This window comes from Georgenia ruanii (genome assembly GCF_009193175.1).
GTDB classification, from domain to species: Bacteria; Actinomycetota; Actinomycetes; order Actinomycetales; family Actinomycetaceae; genus Georgenia; species Georgenia ruanii.
In genome coordinates this window covers 1-21,531 of record NZ_VUKE01000034.1, presented here as the reverse complement: position 1 = coordinate 21,531, position 21,531 = coordinate 1, and the positions used below count along the sequence as shown (strand labels likewise).

General features: G+C 68.8%; 20 protein-coding genes and 1 pseudogene. 11 read left to right on the top strand and 10 right to left on the bottom strand.

The genetic code is table 11. From position 1 onward, the window contains the following. Nucleotides 1-281: 281 nt before the first annotated feature. Entirely contained in the window at nucleotides 282-983 is a 702-nt protein-coding gene (locus GD880_RS20025) for an alpha/beta fold hydrolase (RefSeq protein ID WP_152233370.1), read from the top strand. Nucleotides 984-1,242: 259 nt separating this feature from the next. Here GD880_RS20025 and GD880_RS20020 read toward each other — a convergent pair whose 3' ends face one another. From GD880_RS20020 to GD880_RS20010, 3 genes are all read right to left on the bottom strand, one after another. After that, a complete protein-coding gene (locus GD880_RS20020) occupies nucleotides 1,243-1,842 on the bottom strand; it encodes a muconolactone Delta-isomerase family protein (RefSeq protein WP_152233369.1) in 600 nt (199 codons plus the stop codon). A gap of 21 nt (nucleotides 1,843-1,863) precedes the next feature. Beyond that, entirely contained in the window at nucleotides 1,864-2,424 is a 561-nt protein-coding gene (locus GD880_RS20015) for a hypothetical protein (RefSeq protein WP_152233368.1), read from the bottom strand. 364 nt (nucleotides 2,425-2,788) lie between these two features. Next, nucleotides 2,789-3,220: a YtxH domain-containing protein gene (locus tag GD880_RS20010; RefSeq protein ID WP_152233367.1), complete on the bottom strand. Its 432-nt coding sequence runs from the start codon at nucleotides 3,218-3,220 to the stop codon at nucleotides 2,789-2,791. Between GD880_RS20010 and GD880_RS20005 the strand changes: the two genes are divergently transcribed. After that, nucleotides 3,219-4,406: a diacylglycerol/lipid kinase family protein gene (locus GD880_RS20005; RefSeq protein ID WP_152233366.1), complete on the top strand. Its 1,188-nt coding sequence runs from the start codon at nucleotides 3,219-3,221 to the stop codon at nucleotides 4,404-4,406. The genes GD880_RS20010 and GD880_RS20005 overlap by 2 nt on opposite strands. Here GD880_RS20005 and GD880_RS20000 read toward each other — a convergent pair. Then, nucleotides 4,388-5,059 carry a phosphatase PAP2 family protein gene (locus GD880_RS20000; protein WP_226909865.1) on the bottom strand — a complete coding sequence of 224 codons (672 nt, stop codon included), beginning with the start codon at nucleotides 5,057-5,059 and terminating at the stop codon, nucleotides 4,388-4,390. The genes GD880_RS20005 and GD880_RS20000 overlap by 19 nt on opposite strands. A 639-nt stretch (nucleotides 5,060-5,698) precedes the next feature. On the opposite strand from GD880_RS20000, the gene GD880_RS19995 reads away from it, so the two are divergent. Further along, a complete protein-coding gene (locus GD880_RS19995) occupies nucleotides 5,699-6,304 on the top strand; it encodes an HdeD family acid-resistance protein (protein WP_152233365.1) in 606 nt (201 codons plus the stop codon). Between the two features lie 226 nt (nucleotides 6,305-6,530). On the opposite strand, the gene GD880_RS19990 is transcribed toward GD880_RS19995, so the two are convergent. From GD880_RS19990 to GD880_RS21285, 3 genes and pseudogenes are all read right to left on the bottom strand, one after another. Next, nucleotides 6,531-7,286 (bottom strand): SDR family oxidoreductase, encoded by a 756-nt coding sequence (locus GD880_RS19990; RefSeq protein WP_152233364.1) that lies wholly within the window; start codon nucleotides 7,284-7,286, stop codon nucleotides 6,531-6,533. Between the two features lie 245 nt (nucleotides 7,287-7,531). After that, nucleotides 7,532-8,206 carry a hypothetical protein gene (locus GD880_RS19985; protein WP_152233363.1) on the bottom strand — a complete coding sequence of 225 codons (675 nt, stop codon included), beginning with the start codon at nucleotides 8,204-8,206 and terminating at the stop codon, nucleotides 7,532-7,534. Between the two features lie 782 nt (nucleotides 8,207-8,988). After that, nucleotides 8,989-9,819 (bottom strand): annotated as a pseudogene (locus tag GD880_RS21285) (alpha/beta hydrolase). A 567-nt stretch (nucleotides 9,820-10,386) separates the two neighbouring features. On the opposite strand from GD880_RS21285, the gene GD880_RS19975 reads away from it, so the two are divergent. The 4 genes from GD880_RS19975 to GD880_RS19955 all read left to right on the top strand — a co-directional run bounded on the left by GD880_RS19975 (nucleotide 10,387) and on the right by GD880_RS19955 (nucleotide 13,301). After that, a complete protein-coding gene (locus GD880_RS19975) occupies nucleotides 10,387-10,866 on the top strand; it encodes a hypothetical protein (RefSeq protein WP_152233362.1) in 480 nt (159 codons plus the stop codon). Nucleotides 10,867-11,047: 181 nt separating this feature from the next. Then, entirely contained in the window at nucleotides 11,048-12,058 is a 1,011-nt protein-coding gene (locus tag GD880_RS19970; RefSeq protein WP_226909862.1) for a DUF5996 family protein, read from the top strand. A gap of 10 nt (nucleotides 12,059-12,068) precedes the next feature. Then, nucleotides 12,069-12,425: a UBP-type zinc finger domain-containing protein gene (locus GD880_RS19965; protein WP_152233361.1), complete on the top strand. Its 357-nt coding sequence runs from the start codon at nucleotides 12,069-12,071 to the stop codon at nucleotides 12,423-12,425. A gap of 468 nt (nucleotides 12,426-12,893) precedes the next feature. After that, the gene (locus GD880_RS19955; RefSeq protein WP_152233360.1) at nucleotides 12,894-13,301 is read left to right on the top strand and encodes a VOC family protein; all 408 of its coding nucleotides are present in this window, start codon (nucleotides 12,894-12,896) and stop codon (nucleotides 13,299-13,301) included. Nucleotides 13,302-13,506: 205 nt separating this feature from the next. On the opposite strand, the gene GD880_RS19950 is transcribed toward GD880_RS19955, so the two are convergent. After that, nucleotides 13,507-14,736, bottom strand: coding sequence for an epoxide hydrolase family protein (locus GD880_RS19950; protein WP_152233359.1), 1,230 nt, complete (start codon nucleotides 14,734-14,736; stop codon nucleotides 13,507-13,509). Between the two features lie 269 nt (nucleotides 14,737-15,005). Further along, nucleotides 15,006-15,896, bottom strand: a complete 891-nt coding sequence (locus tag GD880_RS19945; protein ID WP_152233358.1) for an alpha/beta fold hydrolase — start codon at nucleotides 15,894-15,896, stop codon at nucleotides 15,006-15,008. Nucleotides 15,897-16,734: 838 nt separating this feature from the next. Between GD880_RS19945 and GD880_RS19940 the strand changes: the two genes are divergently transcribed. From GD880_RS19940 to GD880_RS19925, 4 genes are all read left to right on the top strand, one after another. Continuing rightward, on the top strand, nucleotides 16,735-17,694 hold the full coding sequence (locus tag GD880_RS19940; protein WP_152233357.1) for an alpha/beta hydrolase: 960 nt from the start codon (nucleotides 16,735-16,737) through the stop codon (nucleotides 17,692-17,694). 177 nt (nucleotides 17,695-17,871) lie between these two features. Beyond that, a complete protein-coding gene (locus GD880_RS19935) occupies nucleotides 17,872-18,627 on the top strand; it encodes an SDR family oxidoreductase (protein ID WP_152233356.1) in 756 nt (251 codons plus the stop codon). Nucleotides 18,628-18,686: 59 nt separating this feature from the next. Further along, nucleotides 18,687-19,376, top strand: a complete 690-nt coding sequence (locus GD880_RS19930) for an SRPBCC family protein (RefSeq protein ID WP_226909861.1) — start codon at nucleotides 18,687-18,689, stop codon at nucleotides 19,374-19,376. Nucleotides 19,377-19,840: 464 nt separating this feature from the next. Continuing rightward, nucleotides 19,841-21,049 (top strand): low temperature requirement protein A, encoded by a 1,209-nt coding sequence (locus tag GD880_RS19925; RefSeq protein WP_152233355.1) that lies wholly within the window; start codon nucleotides 19,841-19,843, stop codon nucleotides 21,047-21,049. Between the two features lie 199 nt (nucleotides 21,050-21,248). Here GD880_RS19925 and GD880_RS21095 read toward each other — a convergent pair whose 3' ends face one another. Further along, complete coding sequence (locus tag GD880_RS21095; protein ID WP_264372307.1) at nucleotides 21,249-21,374, bottom strand: hypothetical protein; 126 nt, start codon at nucleotides 21,372-21,374, stop codon at nucleotides 21,249-21,251. Nucleotides 21,375-21,531: the final 157 nt, after the last annotated feature.

Below are 21,531 nucleotides of genomic sequence, written 5' to 3'. Positions count from 1 at the left end.
CGGAGGCCATCGAGTGGACGCGGCGATACCTGATCGACTTCGGCCGCCTGAAGGAGGAAGCCACCAGCGACCGCGAGCTGTTCGACGCCATGGGTCAGCGGTACCCCGGCTGGGTGGCCCACCAGGCCTGGCCGATGTTCGGCATGCGGTAGTCGCTGTCAACAAGATCGATTGGCCCGAGCCCCCGTACGGGGTGGCTTGAACCGGAGTACCGCTCGGCGGACGCTGGGGCGGTCGGGCGTGAGTCCCGGTACCGACGTCGGTCCGGAATGGAGATCACCATGAACGCAGGCAACGCGGGGACGAAGGTCGTCCTCGTCCACGGCGGCTTCGTCGACGGCTCCGGATGGCAAGCGGTGTACGACCAGCTCAGGCTGGACGGCCGCCGCGTCAGCGTCGTTCAGAACCCGACACTGTCGCTTGCCGGCGACGTGGCCGCCACGCGCTGGGTGCTGGACGCACAAGAGGGGCCGACCGTACTCGTCGGCCACTCGTACGGCGGTGCGGTCATCACCGAAGCCGGCACCCACGACAACGTCGCCGCCCTGGTCTACATCACCGCGTTCGTCCCCGACCGCGGCGAGTCGGTCAACACCCTCCTCGCCGACCCGCCGCCCGGCGCGCCGGTGCCGCCGATCCTGCCGCCGAGGGACGGATTCCTCTTGCTGGACAAGGACAAGTTCCCCGCCGCGTTCGCCGGCGACCTACCCATCGACCAGGCCGCGTTCATGGCCGACTCTCAGATCCCGTGGGGCGTCGAAGCACTCAACGGAGCGATCACCGAACCCGCGTGGCGGTCCAGGCCCAGCTGGTACCTGATCGCCACCGACGACCAGATGATCCCGCCGCCGGCACAACGCGCCATGTCCGAGCGTGCCGGCTCCACCGTGGTCGAATCCGCGGGAAGCCACTCGATCTATCTCTCCCAGCCGGAGGCCGTCACCGCACTGATCCGCCAAGCCGCAAACGCTGTGGCAGCCTGAAAGCAGCAACCGCTATCGGGCCTCCCTGCGGATGCTGTGCTGCAGCGGCGCCTGCCACGACGCGGGGGTCGGGTGCGCGCGCCAAAGGAGATGGGCCCCAAGCGCCCCGCCACGACGGTCCGAACGCAATCGTCGCACCGCCATGTGTTTAGGACAGTCGGAGGTAGCGGTGTCCGTCAGCGGCGGCGCCGAGGAGCCACCGTCCGGAGTCTCGCGACCTCGTCACCTGCTCCGGAGGCCCCACCCCGCCAATGCACGGCTACGCGTGCGGGTCGCTGGGGTGCACCGAAAGTGGCGTGATGTCCACGCCGAGCCAGCCGACCATCGGCAGCGTTTCGAGATCCGCGCGCATGGCGTCGATGTCGCTGGCCGCCCACAGGCCAAGTGCCCGGCCGTCGCCTGGCAGCACCCACAGTCGCAGCAGCCGGCCCTTGCTTGCCAGTTCCGCTGTGCAACGGGCTTCCGCCGCGGTCACAGCGGCCACGGTCTCCGGCGCGGTATCGGCGGGAATCACCAGCGTGAACCACGTGAAGTACTCGCTGCCCGGGGCGGCCACCGGTGTGGTCCCGCGGCGGGCCGGGTCGTTCGGGTGCTCCGAGAGCGGCGTGACCTCGTCGGTGCGCCAGGCGCGCAGAGGCATCGAGGTGAGTAACTCTTCGAGCTCGTCGACGTCGGCCGCGGTGAACAGCGCGTAGGTACGCCACTCTCCCGGCTGCAGTGGCGGCCTCCACAGCCGGAGTAGGTTGCCCTGCCCGATGAGCTGGGCCGCCCGCGTCGCCTCCCGAGAACGCATCTCCGCAATGGCGTCCTCAGCGGTGCCATCGGGGACCTGCGTGGTCATGGTGATCAGGAATTCCATGGGCCTGTCTCCCTGGCCGAGTCAGTGAATGAGCCACCACTTCAGGACGGCGGCAGACACGCACACCGCGGCGAGGAGAATCCCCGACAGGAATGTGCGCGGCGAGGCCCGCTCCCCGCGGATGCGGCCGACAGCCCACCCCAGATTGGCCAGGCGCAGCACGGTGGCAGCGATGGCCAGCCGTAGGGCATCGGTTGTGTTCAGCCAGCCCAGAAGCGCGCCGATCATGAGCAGAGTGGGCACCGCGGCGGAACTGGCGATGGGTACCGCGTCGCGCAACTCGTGGACGACCGTGGACAGTCGGGGGTGGGTATCGGTGCGCACTCGCATGCCCACAGACTCCGCGACCACGTGCGCGACGAGCGTGGACACGGCCGTGCCGGTCACGTAGGCCACCCCCGTGGGTCCGACTAGGTCCTGGGGGTGCAGGGCGATGAGGGATGCCATCACCAGGATGTTGCCGTAGACGAACGCTGAGATGCGGCTGGCGGCGTCCTCGCGCGAGAGGTGGCGCCGCAGGTCAGCCCGCGAGAGGTCGGACAAGCGGTGCGCGGGCTCCTGAGCCGCGCTCGAGGTACTCACCGCGCTGATGGTTGGCTTGGCACAGCACGACGTACTTCTGGGTAAGGCAGCCAACTCAGCCCACCTAAACACCTGGCGTGAAAGCCGGCCGGCGCACGCGATCGAGCCAACGAGGCACCACCCGTCAACACCTCTGCAGTGGCCGCCGAGAGCCCGGTAACCATCACTCCGACCGTCAGGTCTGACCGGGCCACACGCGAGGCAATGCCTGCCAGGTGGTCGCCGCCTTCGTTAACGCTGGCCAATCGACACCGGCGTTCCTCCTGTAGAGAACGCCACGCGAGATCCGGCGCCATCTGGCAACTGCCCTGCCCAGCGAGACAGAAGCCGGTGGAGGGAGGGACACCCGCCACCGGCGTGACCATCAGCTCTGGGCCTTCAACGCTGCCGCTTCGGCGTCGGAGTTGGCCAGCACGGCATCGAGGACGGCGTACTCGGCCTCCTCGATTGCGCTGTAGGCGATGGCGATGGCGTATTCCGCGTAGTCCGCCGCCGCCTCCGCCTCGTGTTGGGCAGATTTGGCATCGTGCTCGGCCTTGCGCGCGTCGATGCGTTCACGGGCCCGCTGAATGTGGTCGTTCCAAGACTTCTGGAAGTCGTCGGCCCGCTCGTCCGCCTTCTGCTTGACCTCCTCGGTGCGCTGACGCATCCGGTCCGCGGTTTCCTGGGTGGCGCGCCGTGCGTCGGCAACGTCCTGTTCGAGCCGCTCGCGAGCCTCTGTCCTCGCCGCGGCAGCCCGATCCTCCGCTTCTTTCGCACGTACTGCGAGGCGGGCCAGGTCATCGGAAAGTGCCATGTCAGACCTCCTCAAATGTGTCTCTTGTCGCGGTCCTCCCCGGTCTACGTGTCGCGGTCGTCTCCCATCCACGCTAGCCACGACTGGCGTTCCGGGGAAGACGCAGTTATCGCCGGTGCCGCCGCTACAGCGAGGTACGCTCATCGGGTCTCCGGGTTCACATCCCGCCATGACGACCTGCCTTGGGGGCGGCGCCGTGAGTGAGTCGCCGGTTGGACGTACTAGGTCCGCACGCAGGGTGCTCCGGTATGGGTGGAGTCCTGCGGATCCCGCAAGACGACCCGCGTTGTTCGTCAATCCACGGTCGGGTGACGGCGCCGCCACTCGAGCGGGCGTCGCGCGAAGGGCCCGCGATCGTGGGATCAGGGTGGTCGTCCTCGAGCCGGGTCAGAACCTGGCGGCGGAGGTGGACGACGCGGTGGCGGCCGGCGCGGACGCGCTCGGGATGGCTGGTGGGGACGGATCTTTGGCTGTGGTCGCCTCGGCCGCCGCCGAGCACGGGCTGCCGTTCATCTGTGTCCCGGCCGGAACGCGGAACCACTTTGCGCTGGACCTAGGTGTTGACAGACACGACCTCAACGGGGCGCTGGACGCCTTCGGTGCCGGCGTCGAGCGCCGGATCGACATGGGCGAAGTCAACGGCCGAACATTCCTCAACAACGTCTCTCTGGGCATCTATGGCGAGGCGGTCCGCCAGTCGACCTATCGAGACGCCAAGGTGCGCACCCTCGTGGAGGTTGCGCAGACGGTGCTGTCCCCCATGGGGGATGCCGCGTCCCTGCGTCTCACCGACGACGTCGGGCGTGAGCACGCCCAGCTCGCGGTCGTGTTGGTGTCGAACAACCCGTACGCGCTGGACCCGCCCGTGGCCGGTACTCGCCCGGCGCTCGATGGCGGTCTCCTGGGGATCCTGATTCTCGACGCACCGGACCGCAGGCCCGGTCGGGGCCGCGCCTGGGCTGCACCAGAGTTCGAGATCTTCTCCGGCGCAACGGTGGCCGCCGGTATCGACGGAGAAGCGGTGCCGCTCAGCTCACCGCTTCGCTTCGCCATGCGGCGGAGGGTGCTTCGCGTACGCATCGCGGCGCACCATCCCGGCGCCTCGCCCTCGGCGCGCCTCCGCATGGCTGCTCCCGGGCGCGGGTTGCCGACGGTGCGCGAGGGCGCTCAAGACGGGCGGCCGTGAACCGGTTGTCGTGCTGACGCCCCAATCGTGCGCTCGTAGGCGCTCGTGACGACGGCCGCCGTTCCGGCCCCGACGATGGACCCCAGTATGACGTCACTCGGGTAGTGCACACCGGTGTGAACTCGGGAGTACGCAACCGCGGTCGCCACCAATCCGATCGGCACGGCCAACACCGGATACTGGCGCCCCACCGCATACGCAAACGCGAAGGCCGAAGCGGAGTGGCCGGACGGAAAGGAGGTCGATCCCGGCGTCGGGACACTGCGAGCCCACTGCCACGCAGATCGAACCCGCTGGGGACGCCGACGGCGGACGAGCGGCTTGATGCCCATGTTGACGGCCGCCGAGGTGGCGGCGATCGACAGCACGCCTTCGACTGCGGCCAGCCGACCGCGTCGTCCTCCCAGGACGGCGATCGCCGCGGCCGTGCCCAACCACAGCCGAGATCGGTTTGCCACCAAGGAGAGCCGGCGAAAGGCGTCGTCCAGGTGAGGAGTGGGCGTCTGCGCCACGGCCTGGAACACCGCCCGATCGAGAGCGCCTAGTTCGCCCAACGCAATGGCCATGGGGCGCCGCCCCGCGCCCCGCTCGGCTGGCGCCCTCGCCGCCCCGACCTTCCCGACCGTCGAGTCCTTGTCGACCCGCTGCGACACGACGCGATCCTAGTTCGGCCGCTCCCCCCGACGGCAGGGTATCCGGGGGATTGGTTCGCGGGCTGGCCGGCAGGCCGGCCGGTTCGCCTCCTCCGCATGTGCGCCAGCGTCCGGGGCTTCACGCGATCGGTTCGACCTGAAAGACTCGTCGGCGGAGTGACGGTCGCGATGAACGTGCTGCTGAAGGTCCGAATTCTCGACCCGCTCGCGGGTATCGCCGGCGGGGTGCACGTCGCCGGCGTGAAGCCCGGCCTGGCCCTGGGTGCTCCTGCTTGCTTCCGGTCGTGCGGGTGCCGTCGACGGTGCACCTGGAAGGACCCTCCCGCCGCTCCCCGGAACTCCCTCAACATCCCTCAACCACCGAATCGCGTCCGCGCTCCGGGAGGGGTCCGTCCTCGGCGCCCTCGGCGGATACCGCTCAGGGCGAGCGCGTGGACGCGCTCCGTTCCGGGGATCTGCCCGTGAAGCGCGCACCGCATGGCCCGACCGAGACTCCGCCGCGGCATCGCCGTCGTCGAGTCTCGCGCAGGCACGCGACATCGGTCGAGCCCACTCGCACAGAGCGGATACGTGCCGCCGCTCGCAAGCTCGAAACAGAAGGAGGCACTTCCCGCGAAGTCGTGGTGAAAGGAGTGCGAGATGAACCGAGAAACACAAGTACCCCAGAATGAGCGAGCACTCGCCAGCATCTGGAAGGCCATGGCTGTGCGCGGCGCCGTGGCGATCATCTTCGCCATCGTGATCCTTCTCTGGCCTGGTATCGCCTTGGCCACGCTGATCGCGCTGGTCGGTGCCTACGCGCTCGTTTCGGGTATCGCCATGATCGTCGGCGCCTTCAGCGTGCCCATTCGCGGCGGCCAGCGCGCCTGGATCATCTTCGAGGGCCTGCTCGGGATCGCGGTCGGCGTCGTCGTCTTCGTCTGGCCCAACCTGTCCGCCCTGGGGCTGCTCTACGCCATCGCCGCGTGGGCGATCCTCGTCGGCATCCTCGAGATCGTCCTGGCCTTCGTGCTTCCGTTCACCGGCGGACGAACACTGCTGCTCGCGCTCGGTGGAGTGCTGTGGGCTGCGTTCGGCGTCATCATGTTCGCGCGCCCCGGTGCCGGGGCGGTGGCCCTGCTAGCGCTCATCGCGGCGTTCGCATTCGTCACCGGCGTGATGCACATCGGACTCGCCCTCGACCTGCGGCGCCTGGACATGAACCTCAACCCGGTAGCCCCACCAGGTGCGAGGCCGACCGCCTAGACGGGCTCGCAGCGGGCGGCAAGGCCCGGCGGGTCATAGATGCGTGCCGGTGGAACTGCGGTCGTACTGGGAGGCCTAGGGACCGGACGCGTGGGCCGCGGGCGCAGTCGTGTCCCCAGCAGTCTGTGCTGGTTGTTGTTGCGTCGAGCAGGACGGCGTGTCGGCGCCCTGATGACCGTGGGGAACTGGGCGTGGATCCGGCATCTGTTCGCCGGCCGCGACGGGCTCAGACGAGCTGTTGGCCGCCGTCGATGTCGAAGGTTGCGCCGGTGAGCGCGGTGTTGGTCATGAGGTGGACAGCCAGCGCGGCCACGTCGGTTGGTCCGACGACCCGCCGGATGGGGAGCGTGCTGCGCAGCTCCTCGCGGCGCCGCTCCAGATCATCACCTAGCAGCCGGGCGGACAGCGGCGTGTCGACAAAGCCGGCGGCGATCATGTTGACCCGCACCGGTTGAAGCTCGAGGGCCAAGTTGGCGATGAGCGCCGGTCCCGCCGCCGTTAAAGCACCGGGCAGGACCAGACCGAGGGCGGGTCGTCGGCCTCCGGTACCGCCCATGAACAGCAAGGCGCCCGGAGGCCGGACCTTGCCGATAGCAGCCCGGGCGACGTGGATAGGCAGGAACAGGTGCTCGTCGACCATGCGGCGCACCTGTGCGAAGTCCAGGTCGGTCAGCCGCGCATAGTAGTTGCCGGCCGAGGTGACCAGGACGTGATCGATCGGGCCCGGTAGCTCGTCGAAAAAGCGGTAGAGCGCACCCGGATCGGCAGCGTCGAACGCGGCCGTCCGCGCGGCATCCACCTCCTCGGCCGCACGCTTGAGACGGTCGGGGTCTCGGCCGACGAGGACCACCTCAGCCCCCTCCGCGCGGGCCCGGCGCGCCGTTTCCAGCCCGATCCCCGAGCTCCCGCCGAGCAGGACGACGGTCTCGCCGAGTAGCTGCGGCTCGCGCAGGCTCGCCGACGTGGGTGCTGTGGTGCTCATGATTCCTCCCATGCGGCCAAGCCATGCGGCCACGCGATACCCGAGGGCCGTCATGTGCGGTTCCGTGCCTGCCCGCTCGCGCACCATCTGCTCCTGGCAGCAGCTGGGCCAGCTCGGATCGGCCTCGCTGGATCCACTTCTAGTGCTCGACTCCCACTGTCCCAGCCGGTGGTTGCCCGCGCGCCCCATGAGACCCGGTGTCGACCGGCCGCCGCTGGTAACAGAGAACTTGAAACTAGGGCTGCCTAGTTCAAGATTGTGGAACCCCATAACTGGTTTCGCGGGACGTTTGTCGGGTTGCCCCGCAGGTGCTGGATCGTGATCTGCGGGAGCAGCTTATGGGCTGGGTCGCCCTGGATGGTCATGGCGAACGGGTGGACGAAGTCCGTCGTATTCCCGATGACGATCGGGAAGTAGGTGGGCGCCGTCGCGGGCGAGTCGGCGGTGTCGATGATAAATACGGTCCGTCCTGGGGTCCGGCACGGCTGCAGAGTGAGGCCTTCGTTCCGGTACGCGGTGGTCGCGACGGCCGCGCACAGGCCGGTGGGCGAGCCGCGGGGCGCGTATTCGATCTGTACGGCGCGCTCGGTGCCGTAGTGACTGTTCACGGCAGCGGACACCATGCCGGCCGCGTAGAACGTGGATACCGTGCCCGCAGCGGGCACGATCATGTCCCCTGCGGGGTCGGAGCTGCTGGGGCGGGCCAGGATCGCCGGAACGCCCGCAGCCGGGTGCCCTCGAAACACGCTCTCGACGAACGTGGGGCTGGTGGGTGTGCCGAACTTGGCACTGAACACTTGGATGCAGTGCGGGCCGCACTGCGGGGTCGCTGCTCCCGCGGGAAGTGACGCCGCCGCGCTCGCGGCGAAGAGGAGGGCAAAGGTCGCCGCGGCGGTGAAGAACTTGTGGTGGATGGCCATCGGAGTTCCATTCTCAGCCGGCTTCGCCCACCCATCGAGCGACGGCGGCGGGGAATTCCGTCAGGAGCGCCGTCGCCGAGCTGGGTAGTCTCTCGGAGCCCGGCCACTCTCGGATGGGTCGCGCCCCGCTCGCCACGGCAAGCGGCGTAGCTCCTCAGCGAGGGCGTTCGGGCGACGCGGTACCGAATGTCTGAGAGTCGGGGTGCCGGGGTATTCACCGGGGCTCCCGTGGCGTACTCGCGAGAGCTCACGGCTAGCGCCGTCACCGACACACCGCCTCGACCTCGGTGGCGAAGAGCTCTCCGGCTGTAGCCGGGGAGAAGCCGTCATCGATGGGCGGTGATTCCGGTGTCGCAGCCACTGTTACAGCTGTCCGCACTCACGGCGCTGACCGACTCCATTCAGCCAACCTCCCAACCCAGAGAGCGGAAATGGCGAATCCAAACTCAACCCATCACCGGATCTGATCACCGCCGGGCAAGACGTCTCCAGGTGGGGCACTGCAAGGGCCCAAGAGCGCCGGCTGCCAGCCCCCGCTCCGTGACCGGCTGCGCTGCTCACGGGCAGCATGACGGTGCCCACGGTTGCTTCACCGGGCATGGGCTCATGCTCAGTGACCTGCGTCCGGGTCCGGGGACGCGTCGGGGCTGGACGTCCTTGAGACCCTGGTGTCGATCCCGGGCCCCCGCTTGTACGCCTCCATGTGCACGTGCGCTCGGCCCGGCCGTCACCGACACCGTCGCTCGTGCCCGGACGGCCACCTTGCCGCGGTCGGTCGTTTGTCAGCTCTGCCGCGTGCCCGCGTGGCTGGTCGCCCATTCGAGCGCGTAGTCGGCCACCTGTTCCCAGCCGGGCTCGACACCGGTGAAGTGTGAGCGGTCCGGGAACTCGTGGGTCTCGGTCAACGCTTCGGAGTTGCGGTACTTCTTGGCGTTCGAGCGGATCACCGAGGGCGGCATCAGGTGGTCTTTGCCGCCGATGATGAACAGGAGCGGAGCACGGTCGTCCAGGTCGTAGTCGACCCAGGTCTCCTGGTGGCCCGGCTTCCAGTTGGCGATCAGGCCGTAGGACCAGACCCAGCTGCCGGGCGCCGGGATGTGGAGCCGGTCGTACGCCGCGTCGGACTCCTCACGGCTGACAGTGTTCGCAAACGCATAGTGGAACTGCTCCTTGGTGAAGCCCACGGCGCGGTGCCGGTTGGCGGGGTTCGACAGGACCGGAAACAGGGATCTGATCTGGGCCGGGGGGGTTGACCCGCACGCCCTCGGGTGGGGCCGTGTCGATCGTCACGGCGGCCGCGCCAAGGCCCCGGTTGACCAGGAGCTGGGTGAAGGTCCCGCCGAAGGAGTGGCCCATGATGATGGGGGGCTCGCGCTAAGGCCCTCGACCACGTCGACGAGATGCTCGAGTGTCGCGGGGACAGTGGCTTCGGCGATGATCTCGGGCTTCTCGCGGAGCGCCTCCACCTCGATCTCGAACCCGGGGTAGGCCGGCGCGATGACGTGATATCCCTTCGCCCGGTAGTACTCCACCCAGCGATCCCAGCTGCGGGGGGTCATCCACAAGCCGTGAATGAGGACGATCGGCGGCGCGTTGTTGATTGACTCAGTCATGGATCTCTCCTGTTCCGCGACTAGGGCGGCTCCGACGCGAGGGGCTCCGGTGGCGGGCCGATCCTCCGTCGTCATGAGTGACCCTGATTCAGTTGCCTCAAGGACCGTCGCTCGGGTGTCAGTGTCAGCCCAGCAGCCGTGCGGTTCGGCATGAACCCGGTGCTCCCGATCGTAGTCGGAGCCATCGCGGATCAGTACAGCGATCACCTGCATCCAGGGGCAATGGCCCGGGCTCCGTCACCTGGGTCGGAGCTCTCCAAGAGAGTCGACGTCCGGCAGCATCGGCCGGTGGACGTGTGCTTCTCGCGGCGCTCGGCGACGGGGCGATGCGTGTAGGCCGTGAGTGGAACGCGGGACCTACCCCGGCCAAGACTGGGACATATCAGGAAGCCATCGGCGAGGGATGGCGCGCCCGACCGCTCGCTGACGAAGTGGCAGGGACGCAGCCGCCGGAGTGACTCTGGAGGCTCGGCCCTCTTGTGAGGCACCCACGTTAAGAAGCCTCGGGCCGGCAGACGGCGGGCCCGAACGTGTGCGCCGGCATCGGCGGACTGGTTCCATCGCCACATGCCCGGCTGGGAGACTTTCGCCGTCGTCACCGGCGGCGTCGCCGGCGCGCTTGTCGGCCTGTTCTTCGTCGCGGTCTCCATCCACGCTCAGGAGATCATGAGATCGGTCGACGTGCGCATCCGCGCGGGCCAGACAGTGGTCATCTTCGGCGTCGTCATGCTCAGCGCCGTCTTGCTGACCGTCCCCTCGCAATCGCCGCGAGCCCTGGGAGCGGAGCTGCTGGCACTCGGCGTGGTCTTCGGCGGCCTCCTGGAGCTGCTCGAGCGGCGAGCCAAGAGCGTCACCGCGATACCGCTCGGGCGACTGCTCGAACGGGTGAATGCCAACGTCGTGGTCGCGGGCGGCCTCGTTGCCACGGGGGCGCTGCTGCTCGCGGAGATCGACTGGGCCCTCCTCGTGGTGGTTCCAACAACGTGCTTTGCGCTCACCAGCGGTCTCACCAGCGCCTGGTTCCTCTTGACGCGGCTGTCCGGCTGACGCTGCCGATGCTCCCTCGTCGGGCCGCACAGGCTCCGCCGCATCGTCTGGCCACACGGCCACCGGGTGCAATGCCGCGGTCCCGGATACAGACAGAGGCGAGCAGAGCGCGGCGCGAGCGGGTGCGGGGGCCGCGCAGGGTCTAGCGTCGCTGGTGTGGAGCCAGTGTCGGAGCCCGCCAATGGGAATGACGCAGATGGGAATGACCGGCGAGCGCGGCGGCAATGCGTGGGTGGGACCGGACGTTCCCCAGCCCACGCGTTGGCCCGCCCTCCCGGTGAGTCGATGGTCTGAGATCCGAGACACCCTGCAGCTGTGGCTGCAGATGGTTGGCAAGGTCTCCCTGAAGAACACACCCATGGCCAACCACTGGTGGAACGCCGCCCTGACCGTCACCGCACGTGGTTTCACCACCTCGCTGATGCACCATCCCCGCGGCGAGAGCTTCCAGATCGGCCTCGACCTGCGGGAGCATCGACTCCACATCACCACCGCGTCCGGAGCCGAGCGCTCGATGCCGCTGACCAGCGGCCCGGTGCGGCAATTCTTCGCCGAGCTGATGGGTCGGCTCGACGAACTCGACTTGCACACCGACGTCTGGCCCATGCCGGTGGAGATCGAGGGCGCGATCCCGTTCGACCGTGACGAGGTCCACACGGTGTACGCGCCAGGGCAGGCCCAGCTGTTCTGGCGGGCGTTGGTGACCATGGTCCCGGTCTTCGGCGAGTTCCGCAGTCGATTCGTCGGCAAGGCGAGCCCGGTGCACCTGTTCTGGGGCGGGCTCGACCTTGCGACCACCCGATTCTCCGGGCGCACCGCTCCCCCGCATCCGGGCGGCGCCCCGCACTGCGGGCCGCAGGTGATGCGAGAGGCCTACTCGCACGAGGTCAGCAGCGCCGGGTACTGGCCCGGCGGTGATGGCGAGGGCTTCTTCTACAGTTACGCCTACCCCGAACCTGCCGCTTTCGCGGTCGCCGCGGTGCAACCGGAGGCGGCCCGATGGTCTGCGGACCTCGCGGAGTTTGTGCTGCCCTATGAAGCGGTTCGCCGAGCTCCCGATCCGGCGGCGGCCCTGATGCGCTTCCTTGAAAGCACCTACAAGGCCGCAGCGGAAGCCGCCGGTTGGGACCGGGCGCGGCTGGAACGGCCAGCCGCCCCAGCGCACGCCCCACAGCTTCGCCCACCTTCGTGAAGGGCAGCCGATGAACGACACCCCCGGGATCAACCCCGATGCGCCGCCGAGCGGCACCGGATGCGTCGAATGCCTGGCCGGGGCACCGCCTGGCTGGTGGTTCCACCTCCGCCGGTGCGCCCAATGCGGTCACATCGGCTGCTGCGACAACTCACCCAGCCAGCACGCCCGCCTGCACCACGAGGCCACCGGGCACCGCTACATCCAGAGCTTCGAACCGGGCGAGGACTGGTACTGGGACTTCCGAACCCAGGACTACTACCAGGGACCCGCCCTCGCACCCCCGCGCCACCACCCCGCAGACCAACCCGTACCAGGCCCCCAGGGCGCAGTCCCCGACAACTGGGCCCAGCTGCTGCACCCCTGACCGAACACCGCCACGCAGGATCGGACAGAATGAACTGACTGCGTGGACACCCGAAGCGACTCGGTCTGCGCGCGGGGTTGCGCGAGCAGACCGCGCACCTCGACAGCCGTCAGGTTGCTGGCGAAGAGCAGGCGCGCAGGGAACGGCTCGCGGTCGGTGTGCCCGGACAGCGGGGAGGCGAGCCATTCCCGCAATGCCTCCCGGCCAGCCGCGGTGATGCGGTGCTCCTGGCGGTCGGCCCGGTCTTCCTGGAGCCACCTCGACAGTGGCATAGCCCTCCGGGACCAAGCTCCCGAGCACGGGGTAAATCTGCGCCTTGTCGGCGGACCAGTAGTGGCGGATCGTCGAGTCGACGTGCTTCTTGGCGTCGTAACCACTAATCGGAGCGAGGGCGAGGACGCGGAGGATCAGCCGGGAGTGGGCCACGGTCGATACCCGATCCCGGGTACATCAAGAGAGGGCGAGCCAATGCCAGGTGAAGCAACGCAGCATGCCTACATCAGTTACCGCGACGCCCCGTCCGCGCTGCAGTGGCTCCAAGCCATTGGGTTCCGTGTCGTCACGCGTAACGACGGCGAGGACGGCCGCGTCCTGCATGCCGAGGTACGACGCGGCGACGCCGCGCTGATGATCGCCACTGCCGACGCCGACTACGTCACGCCGCCGCTGATCGGAGAGAGCGTGGGCAGCGGTGTCTACCTGTGCCTGCGCGACCCCGCCGACGTCGACGCCTGGCACCAGCGCGCGTTAGCGGCTGGCGCGACCCCGGTCATCGCCCCCGAGAACACCGCATGGGGCACCCGCCGCGCACGGGTGCTCGACCCCGAGGGTCATGAGTGGAGCGCCGGAACTTACAGGCCCGGCGAATCCTCATAGCGGGCCGTCCCACCGCTGAGTAGCCCAGACGACCACGGCCGCACCGACCGCACTGCGGACGGCTCCGGATCACCCGCAGAGGCCGCCCTGAGGCGTTCACCGGGGGCTGCCCGCCTGGCACTCGCGCCCCAGACCGTCCACGTCAAGCGCGGCGACCAGGTGGACGATGTCGCGATATCCGCGCCGGGCGCTCGGGCCTCGTGGGTCAGTGATGAGGCTCGGGAGCCTGCGGTGCGCGCAGCGGACGGAACGCGGCTCGCAGCTCTGCCGCGAACAGTTCGGGTTCCTCCCAGGCCGCGAAGTGGCCGCCCCGCTCGGCCTCGGCGAAGTAGTTAAGGGTGGGGTAGGAGTGTTCGGCCCAGCTGCGGGGCGTCCGCCAGATCTCACCGGGGAACGTGCTGAAGCCGACCGGCATCCGCGGCGGCGGGAGCGGCTGACTGCCCGCGGAGGGGGCGTCCGGTCCGTAGGCCTCCCAGTACGAGCGGGCCGCGGACGCCCCGGTGCCGCTCAGCCAGTAGGCCGTGACGTTGTCGAGGACGTGGTCGCGAGTGAGGTTGCCCGAGGGCTGTCCGTCCACGAACGCCCGAGCGATCTTGTAGTAGGCGTCGGTGTCGTGGTCGATCATCCAGGCGGCCAGAGCGGCCGGCGAGTCAAGCAAGGCGTAGCCGATGGTCTGCGGCCGCGTGGACATCTCGACGAAGTAGCCGTTCCCGCTCGTCTGGAAGGTCTTGATCGCGGCGAGCGCAGCCCGTTCGGCGTCCCCGTCGCTGGGCAGGGACGCCGGATCGTTGAGCGCGGGCACGAGCAGGTTGGTGTGGATGCCGACCAGCCCCTGGGGGCCGAGGCGTCCCATCGCGTCGGTGACGCCGGCGCCGACGTCACCGCCCTGGGCCACATAGCGGTCGTAGCCGAGCCGGCGCATTAGCTCCGCCCAGGCCCGCGCAGTCCGGATCAGGTCCCACCCGACCTCGGCCGGCTCTGCGGAGAAGCCGTACCCAGGCAGTGACGGCAGCACGAGGTGGAACGCGTCCGTGGCGGTACCGCCGTGCGCGGTGGGGTCGGTGAGCGGGCCGACGGAATCGAGCAGCTCGATCACCGAGCCGGGCCAGCCGTGGGTCATGATCAGCGGTAACGCGTCCTGGTGGCCGGACTTGACGTGGATGAAGTGGATGTCCTCGCCGTCGATCTCGGTGGTGAACTGTGGCAGCGCGTTCAGCCGGGACTCGACCCGCCGTCCCTCGTAGTCGCTCGCCCAGTACTCGCGCAGCGCCTGCATCGTGGCCAGCTGCACCCCTTGTGAGCGGTCGCCGACCAACTCCCTGCTCGGCCACCGCGCCGCCACCAGACGGCGCCGCAGATCCTTCAGCGCCTCATCGGGGATCTGCACCGTGAACGGTCGGATGAGGTCGCCGGCCGGCTGCTCTAACGCGGTCATGTCAGGAACTCCCCTCTGTCGAAACCCTGCGCTGAGAAGTCGCAGATCCGGCCGGGCAGGCACGCGCCCTCACAAACGGCTGGCGCATCTCAGCTTCCAAGGCGACCCCCCTCCGCCAGGCCAGGAACCGATCTCGTACGACACCCTGTTCGATGCGGCCAGGGGTCAGACGGGTGAGCGAGAGCCATGCCCGGTGCGGCAGAGGCATGTCCGACCGTCCCGGCTATCCGCGGCCGGCTGGCGAGGCTGAATGAGCACTTCATCAAGTTTCAGCGGTTCTCGGTTGGTGGGGCGGGGGCGAAGAAGTCGATCAGCAGCTGGCTGACGCGTTCAGCCTCGTCGTGATGGACCCAGTGCGACGCCTCCGGCAGGCGCTCGACGCGAACGAGGTTGGGTACGTCGTCGGGATCCGGCTGGGCCAGCTCTGGCTCGAGGAAGCGATCGCGTTGCCCCCAGATCACCAGCGTGGGCGCCTCGAGCGGGCGAAGCTGCGCCTCGGCGCGCTTTTGCGACTGTCGCACCGAGGACCGGTAGTAGTTGATCATCGCGGTCGCTGCGCCTGGTTGCGACCACGCCTCGACGTAGCGGTCGATCTCCTCCGGAGTAAAGGCCGGGCGGGCGTCGCGCAGGAAGTGCCGGAGGAAGTGCCAGTCGTCGGCGTGCACCACGCTTTCGGGCAGTTCCGCGAGATCGAAGAAGAAGAAGTACCAGGATCTCCGGAGCTGGCCCGGGTGGTGCAGTCCCTGCGACAGCTTCCGTGGATGGGCCGCGTTGAGGATGGCCAGCCGCGCCACCACCTCGGGGTGGTTCATCGCGGTGGTCCAGGCGATGGTTCCGCCCCAGTCGTGACCGACCACCAGCGCGGATTCGGCCCCGAGCTCGCGGATGAGACCGCGGATGTCATCGGCCAGCCGGTCGACGGCGTAGGCCGCCACGTCGGTCGGCCGCGAGGACAGGTTGTAGCCGCGCGTGTCCGGTGCGACGACGCGAAAGCCCGCCGCCGCGAGTGGTTTGATCTGTTTCCGCCAGCCGAACCAAAACTCGGGGAAGCCGTGCAGCAGAACCATCAGCGGCCCGTCACCGGTCTCGACATAGTGCAGTCGTACGTCGCCGACCTCGGCATAGCCCTCGCGAAGCTCGCTCTGTTCGTCCAGCATCATCGCTCCTCCAACTCGCCTTCCCGTCAGCCGGCGAAGTGCGTTCGCCGCTACCCGCATCACCGCCGGTGTGGGCCTCCCGCATGCACGGCCCCACGACCCGGCGTGGGTCGTCGCCACGATGAGCTCGGCGACCTGCTGGGGGTGCGAGCGGTGAGGCGCGGCTGGATCGAGCCTCCGCGGTGGTCGCGCCGATGCGATCCGCCATGAGCCACTCCAGGTCAGGGTTGATCATCCGGTCCTAAGTCATCGGCACCTGCACCGCGAGCACGAGTGGCAGGGCTGCTGCAGGATTGCGATGACCCGGGTCCAGCTGGATCCGTCAACCCACCCCCGGTGCACCACATCCGTCAACTCACCCCCGTTGCACCACCAGCACGTTGGCCCATGGGATCCCGGGCCGCCCGTACCAGCCGATGCGGTCTCCGCTGCGGGGGCCAGGGCCGGAGGCTTGGACCGCGGTCAGACCGACCAACGCGGCGGTGATCGCCTTCAACACGGCTCGTCCGGTCGGCGTTCCCATGCGCCCCCTCCTTGAAGCGCTGCGCTCGGAGGCTGGAAGCGACCAAACCAGGTTGAACCGCCCCACGCCGACAGTCAACCCAACTTCTTGGGAAAGGAGGTCTCCACTCGCTCCACAGGGTTGCTCCTGAAACGACGGGGTGCGTACGCTCTCATCGCAAACATGGGCCACGAACGCTGACGCGTGGCACGCTGGGCGACAGCTGCCAGCGTCGCCTCGGTGACAGAACGACCCAGTGCGTGACGGTGGCCGGTGCCGATGTCGTGCCGCGCGCTCATGGCCCGAGGTCATGTCCCGGTTCGACTGGGGGGCGCCGTCATGACTGCGGCAAGCCGGATCGTCCTTGAGCCAGCGGCGCAGCAAGTTGCCGATGCGTTCTCCAAACCACCGTTCTTGTACGACATGACGCCCGCCGATGCCCGGAAGGTCCTTGAGGACGCGCAGTCTGGTGCGATCGGCAAGCTCCCGGTCGACGAGGAATGGATCACGGTTCCGGCCCCGGTCGGGGACGTCCGGGTGCGCGTCATTCGGCCGCAGACCGCGACGGGCACGCTGCCGGTCATCGTGTACATGCACGGTGGAGGCTGGATCCTGGGTAACGCCGGGACCCACGACCGGCTCGTGCGCGAGCTCGCCGTCGGCGCGCGGGCAGCACTGGCGTTCGTGGAGTACCGGAACTCGCCGGAGGCGAGCTACCCAACCGCGATCGAGCAGGGCTACGCCACCGCCCAGTGGATCACGCGCGAAGGGGCATCCAAGGGTCTGGACGCCAGCCGCATGGCGGTGGCCGGTGAGTCAGTCGGCGGCAACATGACAGCCGCGCTGGCGCTGATGGCCAAGGACCGCGGCGATGTCAGCTTCTTGCAGCAGTCGATGTACTACCCGGTCACCGACGCGGCGATGAACACCGCCTCCTACGACCAGTTCGCCACCGGCTACTACCTCACCCGCAAGGCGATGCAGTGGTTCTGGGACGCCTACACCACCGACCCGGCACAGCGCGCCGAGATCACCGCATCGCCGAATCAGGCCAGCACCGAGCAGATGACCGGGCTACCGCCCACCTATCTGTGCGTGGACGAGGCCGATGTGCTGCGCGACGAGGGAGAGATCTACGCCGCAAAACTCCGCTCAGCGGGCGTCCCCGTGACAACCGTCCGCTACAACGGCACCATCCACGACTTCATGCTGCTCAATGCACTCAGCGAGACCCGCGCGACGCGGGCCGCCATCGACCAGGCCACCGCATTCCTGCGCGCCGGGCTCGGAACCACCTAACCGGGATGGACACCGGGCGCACGTACTGCTTGCCACCGAGGAGGGGCGCTATCGATCCGTCGAGCGGAGCGGCGCACGACAAGACACACACCTGAAGAAGTTGTCCTGGGCCTCCACAGCCCCGAGGCGTGCCCGGTCCGAGCCGCCATGGGTGCGACCCGTACGGAAAGGTTTGCCATGAAGATCGTCGTCATCGGGGGCACCGGCCGGATCGGTTCGAAAGTTGTCACAAAACTCGAGGATCAGGGCCACGACATGGTGGCGGCGGCGCCGGACACCGGGGTCAACACGCTCACCGGCGAAGGACTCGCCGACGCACTGGTCGACACCTCCGTGGTGATCGACGTGTCGAACTCGCCGTCCTTCGAGGACGACGCGGTCATGAGATTCTTCGAGACCTCAACGCGCAATGTGCTCGCCGCCGAAGCCAAAGCCGGCGTAGCCCACCACGTCGCGCTGTCGGTGGTGGGGACCGAGCGGCTGTCCGAGAGCGGCTACTTTCGGGCGAAGCTCGCTCAGGAACGACTGATCGAGGGGGCATCGATCTCATATTCGATCGTGCATGCGACGCAGTTCTTTGAGTTCGTGGGGAGCATCGCCGACGCCGCCACCGTCGACGGCAAGGTGCGGGTGGCCCCGGTCCTGTTCCAGCCGATCGCCGGCGACGACGTCGCCCAGGCGGTAGCCCGAGTCTCGGTCGGGTCGCCGTTGAACGGCAGGATCGACGTCGCCGGGCCCGAGCGCTTCCGGATGGACGAATTCTTCCGGGAGGCCCTGACCGCTCGCCGCGATCCGCGCGAGGTCGTCACGGATCCCCATGCCCGCTACAACGGAGCCGAGCTGAGCGAAGGGTCCCTGGTGCCGGGCGGCGACGCGATCCTCGCCGAGACCCGCTACCGCGACTGGCCCGGCAGGACCGGGGCCGACTACTAGCACCTCTTCCGCCGGGCGCCCGCCCGGGTCCATCTCTTGTGGTCACGGAGGTGACCCCCATGTCCGACATCGGTCCGACGATCACCGAGCGCAAGTGGACACCACCACCGCCGACCGCGGCAGACCTGGCACACCAGCTCCGGGACGTCGTCGCCGATCTGCCGCGATTCCTCACGGCCCCGCTGCGACGGCGCCGGCACCGCACCTGGGGCGCCACCGCGGCCGAGGTCACCGCGACGATGCCCGGAGACGACCTGTTGCCCCGCGCCCACTACCGCAGCACGCGTGCCATCACCATCGCCGCCCCACCCGAGGAGGTGTGGCCATGGTTGGTTCAGGTCGGCTGTGGACGCGCCGGCTGGTACGCCGACGACCTGCTGGACAACTTCGCCCGCCCCAGCGCCCGGAGGATCATTCCCGAGCTGCAAGACCTCGAGGTCGGTCAGTGGCTGCCCATGGTCATGAAACCCTCGGAGCGGCGGTCGTTCATCGTTGACGGCTTCGACCGGCCGCAATGGCTGCTGTGGCGAAGCCGGGTGCGCAGCTGGGCCTGGCGGCTGATTCCACTGCCCGCTCAGCGGACCCGGCTGATCAGTCGGCTCAACACTTTCTACGACTCGCGGCGCCCCGGAACGCTGATCACGGTGTTCCTGATGGAGTTCGGTGACTACTCGATGATGCGACGCATGCTGCAGGGAATCAGGGAACGGGCCGAGGCCGAACACCAACGCCGTGCCCAAGCCATGTAATGGGATGCGGCGCAGCGCGTCTGCCGCCCGCTGCCCCGAGGCCCGCCTCCGGCGGACAGGGTTGGCCGACGGGGTCGACACTCAGGGACGAGGCAACACTGCACGGGAACGCCTGGTTGTGGCGGTGCGATCACCGGCGCACGTCGCCGCTGCACCGTTGGCATTGCGGTCGCTGAAGAAGACGCTGATACAGCTACATGTGGAGATTGCCCGACACGCCCAGGTGGGGCGGCCGGCACGACGAGGTACAGGTACGGAGCGGGCGACGAAGGAGAGTTGCCCGGCGACCCTTCGAGGACAGCGCGATCTCCATGCCTTGTTCACAGCGGGATCGTCCGGCGCATGAGCAAGTGGCCGTTCGTCGGGCCTGGGTCGCTTCAGCGAGACCTCACCGGACACCTGTGCGGAGGAGGTGGCTGATGACGGGCCGGGCGCCGGAGACGCGTGCACACCGGCTGCGGCGAATGTCGGGTCGCGACCCTGACGAGGACCACCGGAACGCGACACCGCTGGAGCTGCTCTATGACCTGACCTTCGTGGTGGCGTTCGGACAGGACGCCGACCAGTTCGCTCACCTGCTCGGCCAGGGCCACCTGGCCGGCGGCCTGATCGGCTTCGGGTTCGCCACGTTCGCCATCTGCTGGGCCTGGACGAACTTCTCCTGGTTCGCCTCGGCCTACGACACCGACGACTGGGCGTTCCGCCTCGCGACGATGGTCCAGATGGTTGGGGTGCTCATCCTCGCACTCAGCCTGCCCCAGGTGTTCCAGTCCCTCGACACAGGGGGGCCGGTCAGCAACGCCGTCGCCGTCGCCGGCTACGTCGTCATGCGCGTGGCAATGGTCTTCCTCTGGCTCCGGGCCGCGAAGCACGACCCGTCGCGGCGGCGAGCCTGCCTGGACTACGCCGTCACGATCGGGATCGCCCAGGTCGGGTGGGTCGCGCTGATCCCGGCCCACCTGACGCTCGGAGCCTTCTTCGCCTGGGGATCGCTGTTCCTGCTCATCGAGGTGGGTGGCCCGCTCCTCGCCGAGCGGCGCAAGGGCGGGACGCCCTGGCACGCCCAGCACATCGCCGAGCGCTACGCGCTGTTGACGATCATCGCGCTCGGGGAAGGCGTGATCGGCACGGTCGCTTCCCTCGGCGCCGTGGTGGGGGCGCAGGGCTGGACCTTCGACGCCGCCCTGGTCGCCCTGGCCGGCACGGGGCTGACGTTCGGCATGTGGTGGATGTACTTCCTCGTCCCGACGGGCGAGCTGTTGCAGGCCCACCGGGAGCGCGGACTTCCCTGGGGCTACGCCCACATCCTGCTCTTCGCATCCGTGGTGGCCACCGGCGCGGGGCTTCAGGTGGCGGCCTACTACCTCGCCGGCCAGGCCCACATCGGAGCCGCCTCCACCGTGCTGGCCGTCGCGCTGCCGGTTGCCGCGTTCGTGATCACCCTGTTCGCGAGCTACACCTACCTCGTCCACGCCTGGGACTCGTTCGCCCTCACGTTGTTGGCTGGCACGGCCGCCGTGCTCACCGCCGCCTTCGCCATGGCCGCGCTCAGTGTCCCCATGGCAATCTGCCTCGTCATGCTGATGCTCGCGCCGGTCGTGACGGTCGTCGGCTACGAGACCATCGGACACCGGCACATGGCCTTGACGCTCGAGCGTGCTCTCGCCGGGTGAGTAGGCCCCGTACGCGAACCCGCAGCCATCAGACCACGTCGTGCCGCGGGCGACGACCCGCGGGTGAGAGCTCAGTCATTCGGGAAAAAGGGCGCGCCGGAGCGGGCGGCGATGCCCGGACCGGCACGCCGCTCAGCGGCCGCGCCTCGCCATGGATGCCCGATCATGATTCGCACCAGATCACGAAGGCATCTGCGTCTCAATCGCCAAGGCCGTCCTCCGCCTCGAGCAGCAGGGAGCTCGTGACCTGCTCCTTGGTCAGATCCACGTCGACCGTCTCGTGGTCGAAGTCGACGCGCTGGACCACGCCGGCGGGGACCAGCACCCCTGACGACGACCTCGACTGGCCAGGCATGCCGTCAGCCGGCCACCCGCTGCTGCGGTTTCAGCCACCCGAACTTCCGGGACAGGGCCCGGGCGCAGGCGACCAGGGCGCGGACGTGCTCGGAGTCGTCCCCGGCCCGCCACAGCACCGACCAGGG

Bases quoted from the DNA above. Each gene is read 5' to 3' on its own strand.
- GD880_RS19930 (WP_226909861.1), top strand. From the start codon at position 18,687: ATGTCCGACATCGGTCCGACGATCACCGAGCGCAAGTGGACACCACCA.
- GD880_RS20005 (WP_152233366.1), top strand. From the start codon at position 3,219: ATGTCAGACCTCCTCAAATGTGTCTCTTGTCGCGGTCCTCCCCGGTCT.
- GD880_RS19940 (WP_152233357.1), top strand. From the start codon at position 16,735: ATGACTGCGGCAAGCCGGATCGTCCTTGAGCCAGCGGCGCAGCAAGTT.
- GD880_RS20010 (WP_152233367.1), bottom strand. From the start codon at position 3,220: ATGGCACTTTCCGATGACCTGGCCCGCCTCGCAGTACGTGCGAAAGAA.
- GD880_RS19925 (WP_152233355.1), top strand. From the start codon at position 19,841: ATGTCGGGTCGCGACCCTGACGAGGACCACCGGAACGCGACACCGCTG.
- GD880_RS19945 (WP_152233358.1), bottom strand. From the start codon at position 15,896: ATGATGCTGGACGAACAGAGCGAGCTTCGCGAGGGCTATGCCGAGGTC.
- GD880_RS19950 (WP_152233359.1), bottom strand. From the start codon at position 14,736: ATGACCGCGTTAGAGCAGCCGGCCGGCGACCTCATCCGACCGTTCACG.
- GD880_RS20025 (WP_152233370.1), top strand. From the start codon at position 282: ATGAACGCAGGCAACGCGGGGACGAAGGTCGTCCTCGTCCACGGCGGC.
- GD880_RS19935 (WP_152233356.1), top strand. From the start codon at position 17,872: ATGAAGATCGTCGTCATCGGGGGCACCGGCCGGATCGGTTCGAAAGTT.
- GD880_RS20020 (WP_152233369.1), bottom strand. From the start codon at position 1,842: ATGGAATTCCTGATCACCATGACCACGCAGGTCCCCGATGGCACCGCT.
- GD880_RS19995 (WP_152233365.1), top strand. From the start codon at position 5,699: ATGAACCGAGAAACACAAGTACCCCAGAATGAGCGAGCACTCGCCAGC.
- GD880_RS19975 (WP_152233362.1), top strand. From the start codon at position 10,387: ATGCCCGGCTGGGAGACTTTCGCCGTCGTCACCGGCGGCGTCGCCGGC.
- GD880_RS19955 (WP_152233360.1), top strand. From the start codon at position 12,894: ATGCCAGGTGAAGCAACGCAGCATGCCTACATCAGTTACCGCGACGCC.
- GD880_RS19990 (WP_152233364.1), bottom strand. From the start codon at position 7,286: ATGAGCACCACAGCACCCACGTCGGCGAGCCTGCGCGAGCCGCAGCTA.
- GD880_RS19985 (WP_152233363.1), bottom strand. From the start codon at position 8,206: ATGGCCATCCACCACAAGTTCTTCACCGCCGCGGCGACCTTTGCCCTC.
- GD880_RS19970 (WP_226909862.1), top strand. From the start codon at position 11,048: ATGGGAATGACGCAGATGGGAATGACCGGCGAGCGCGGCGGCAATGCG.
- GD880_RS19965 (WP_152233361.1), top strand. From the start codon at position 12,069: ATGAACGACACCCCCGGGATCAACCCCGATGCGCCGCCGAGCGGCACC.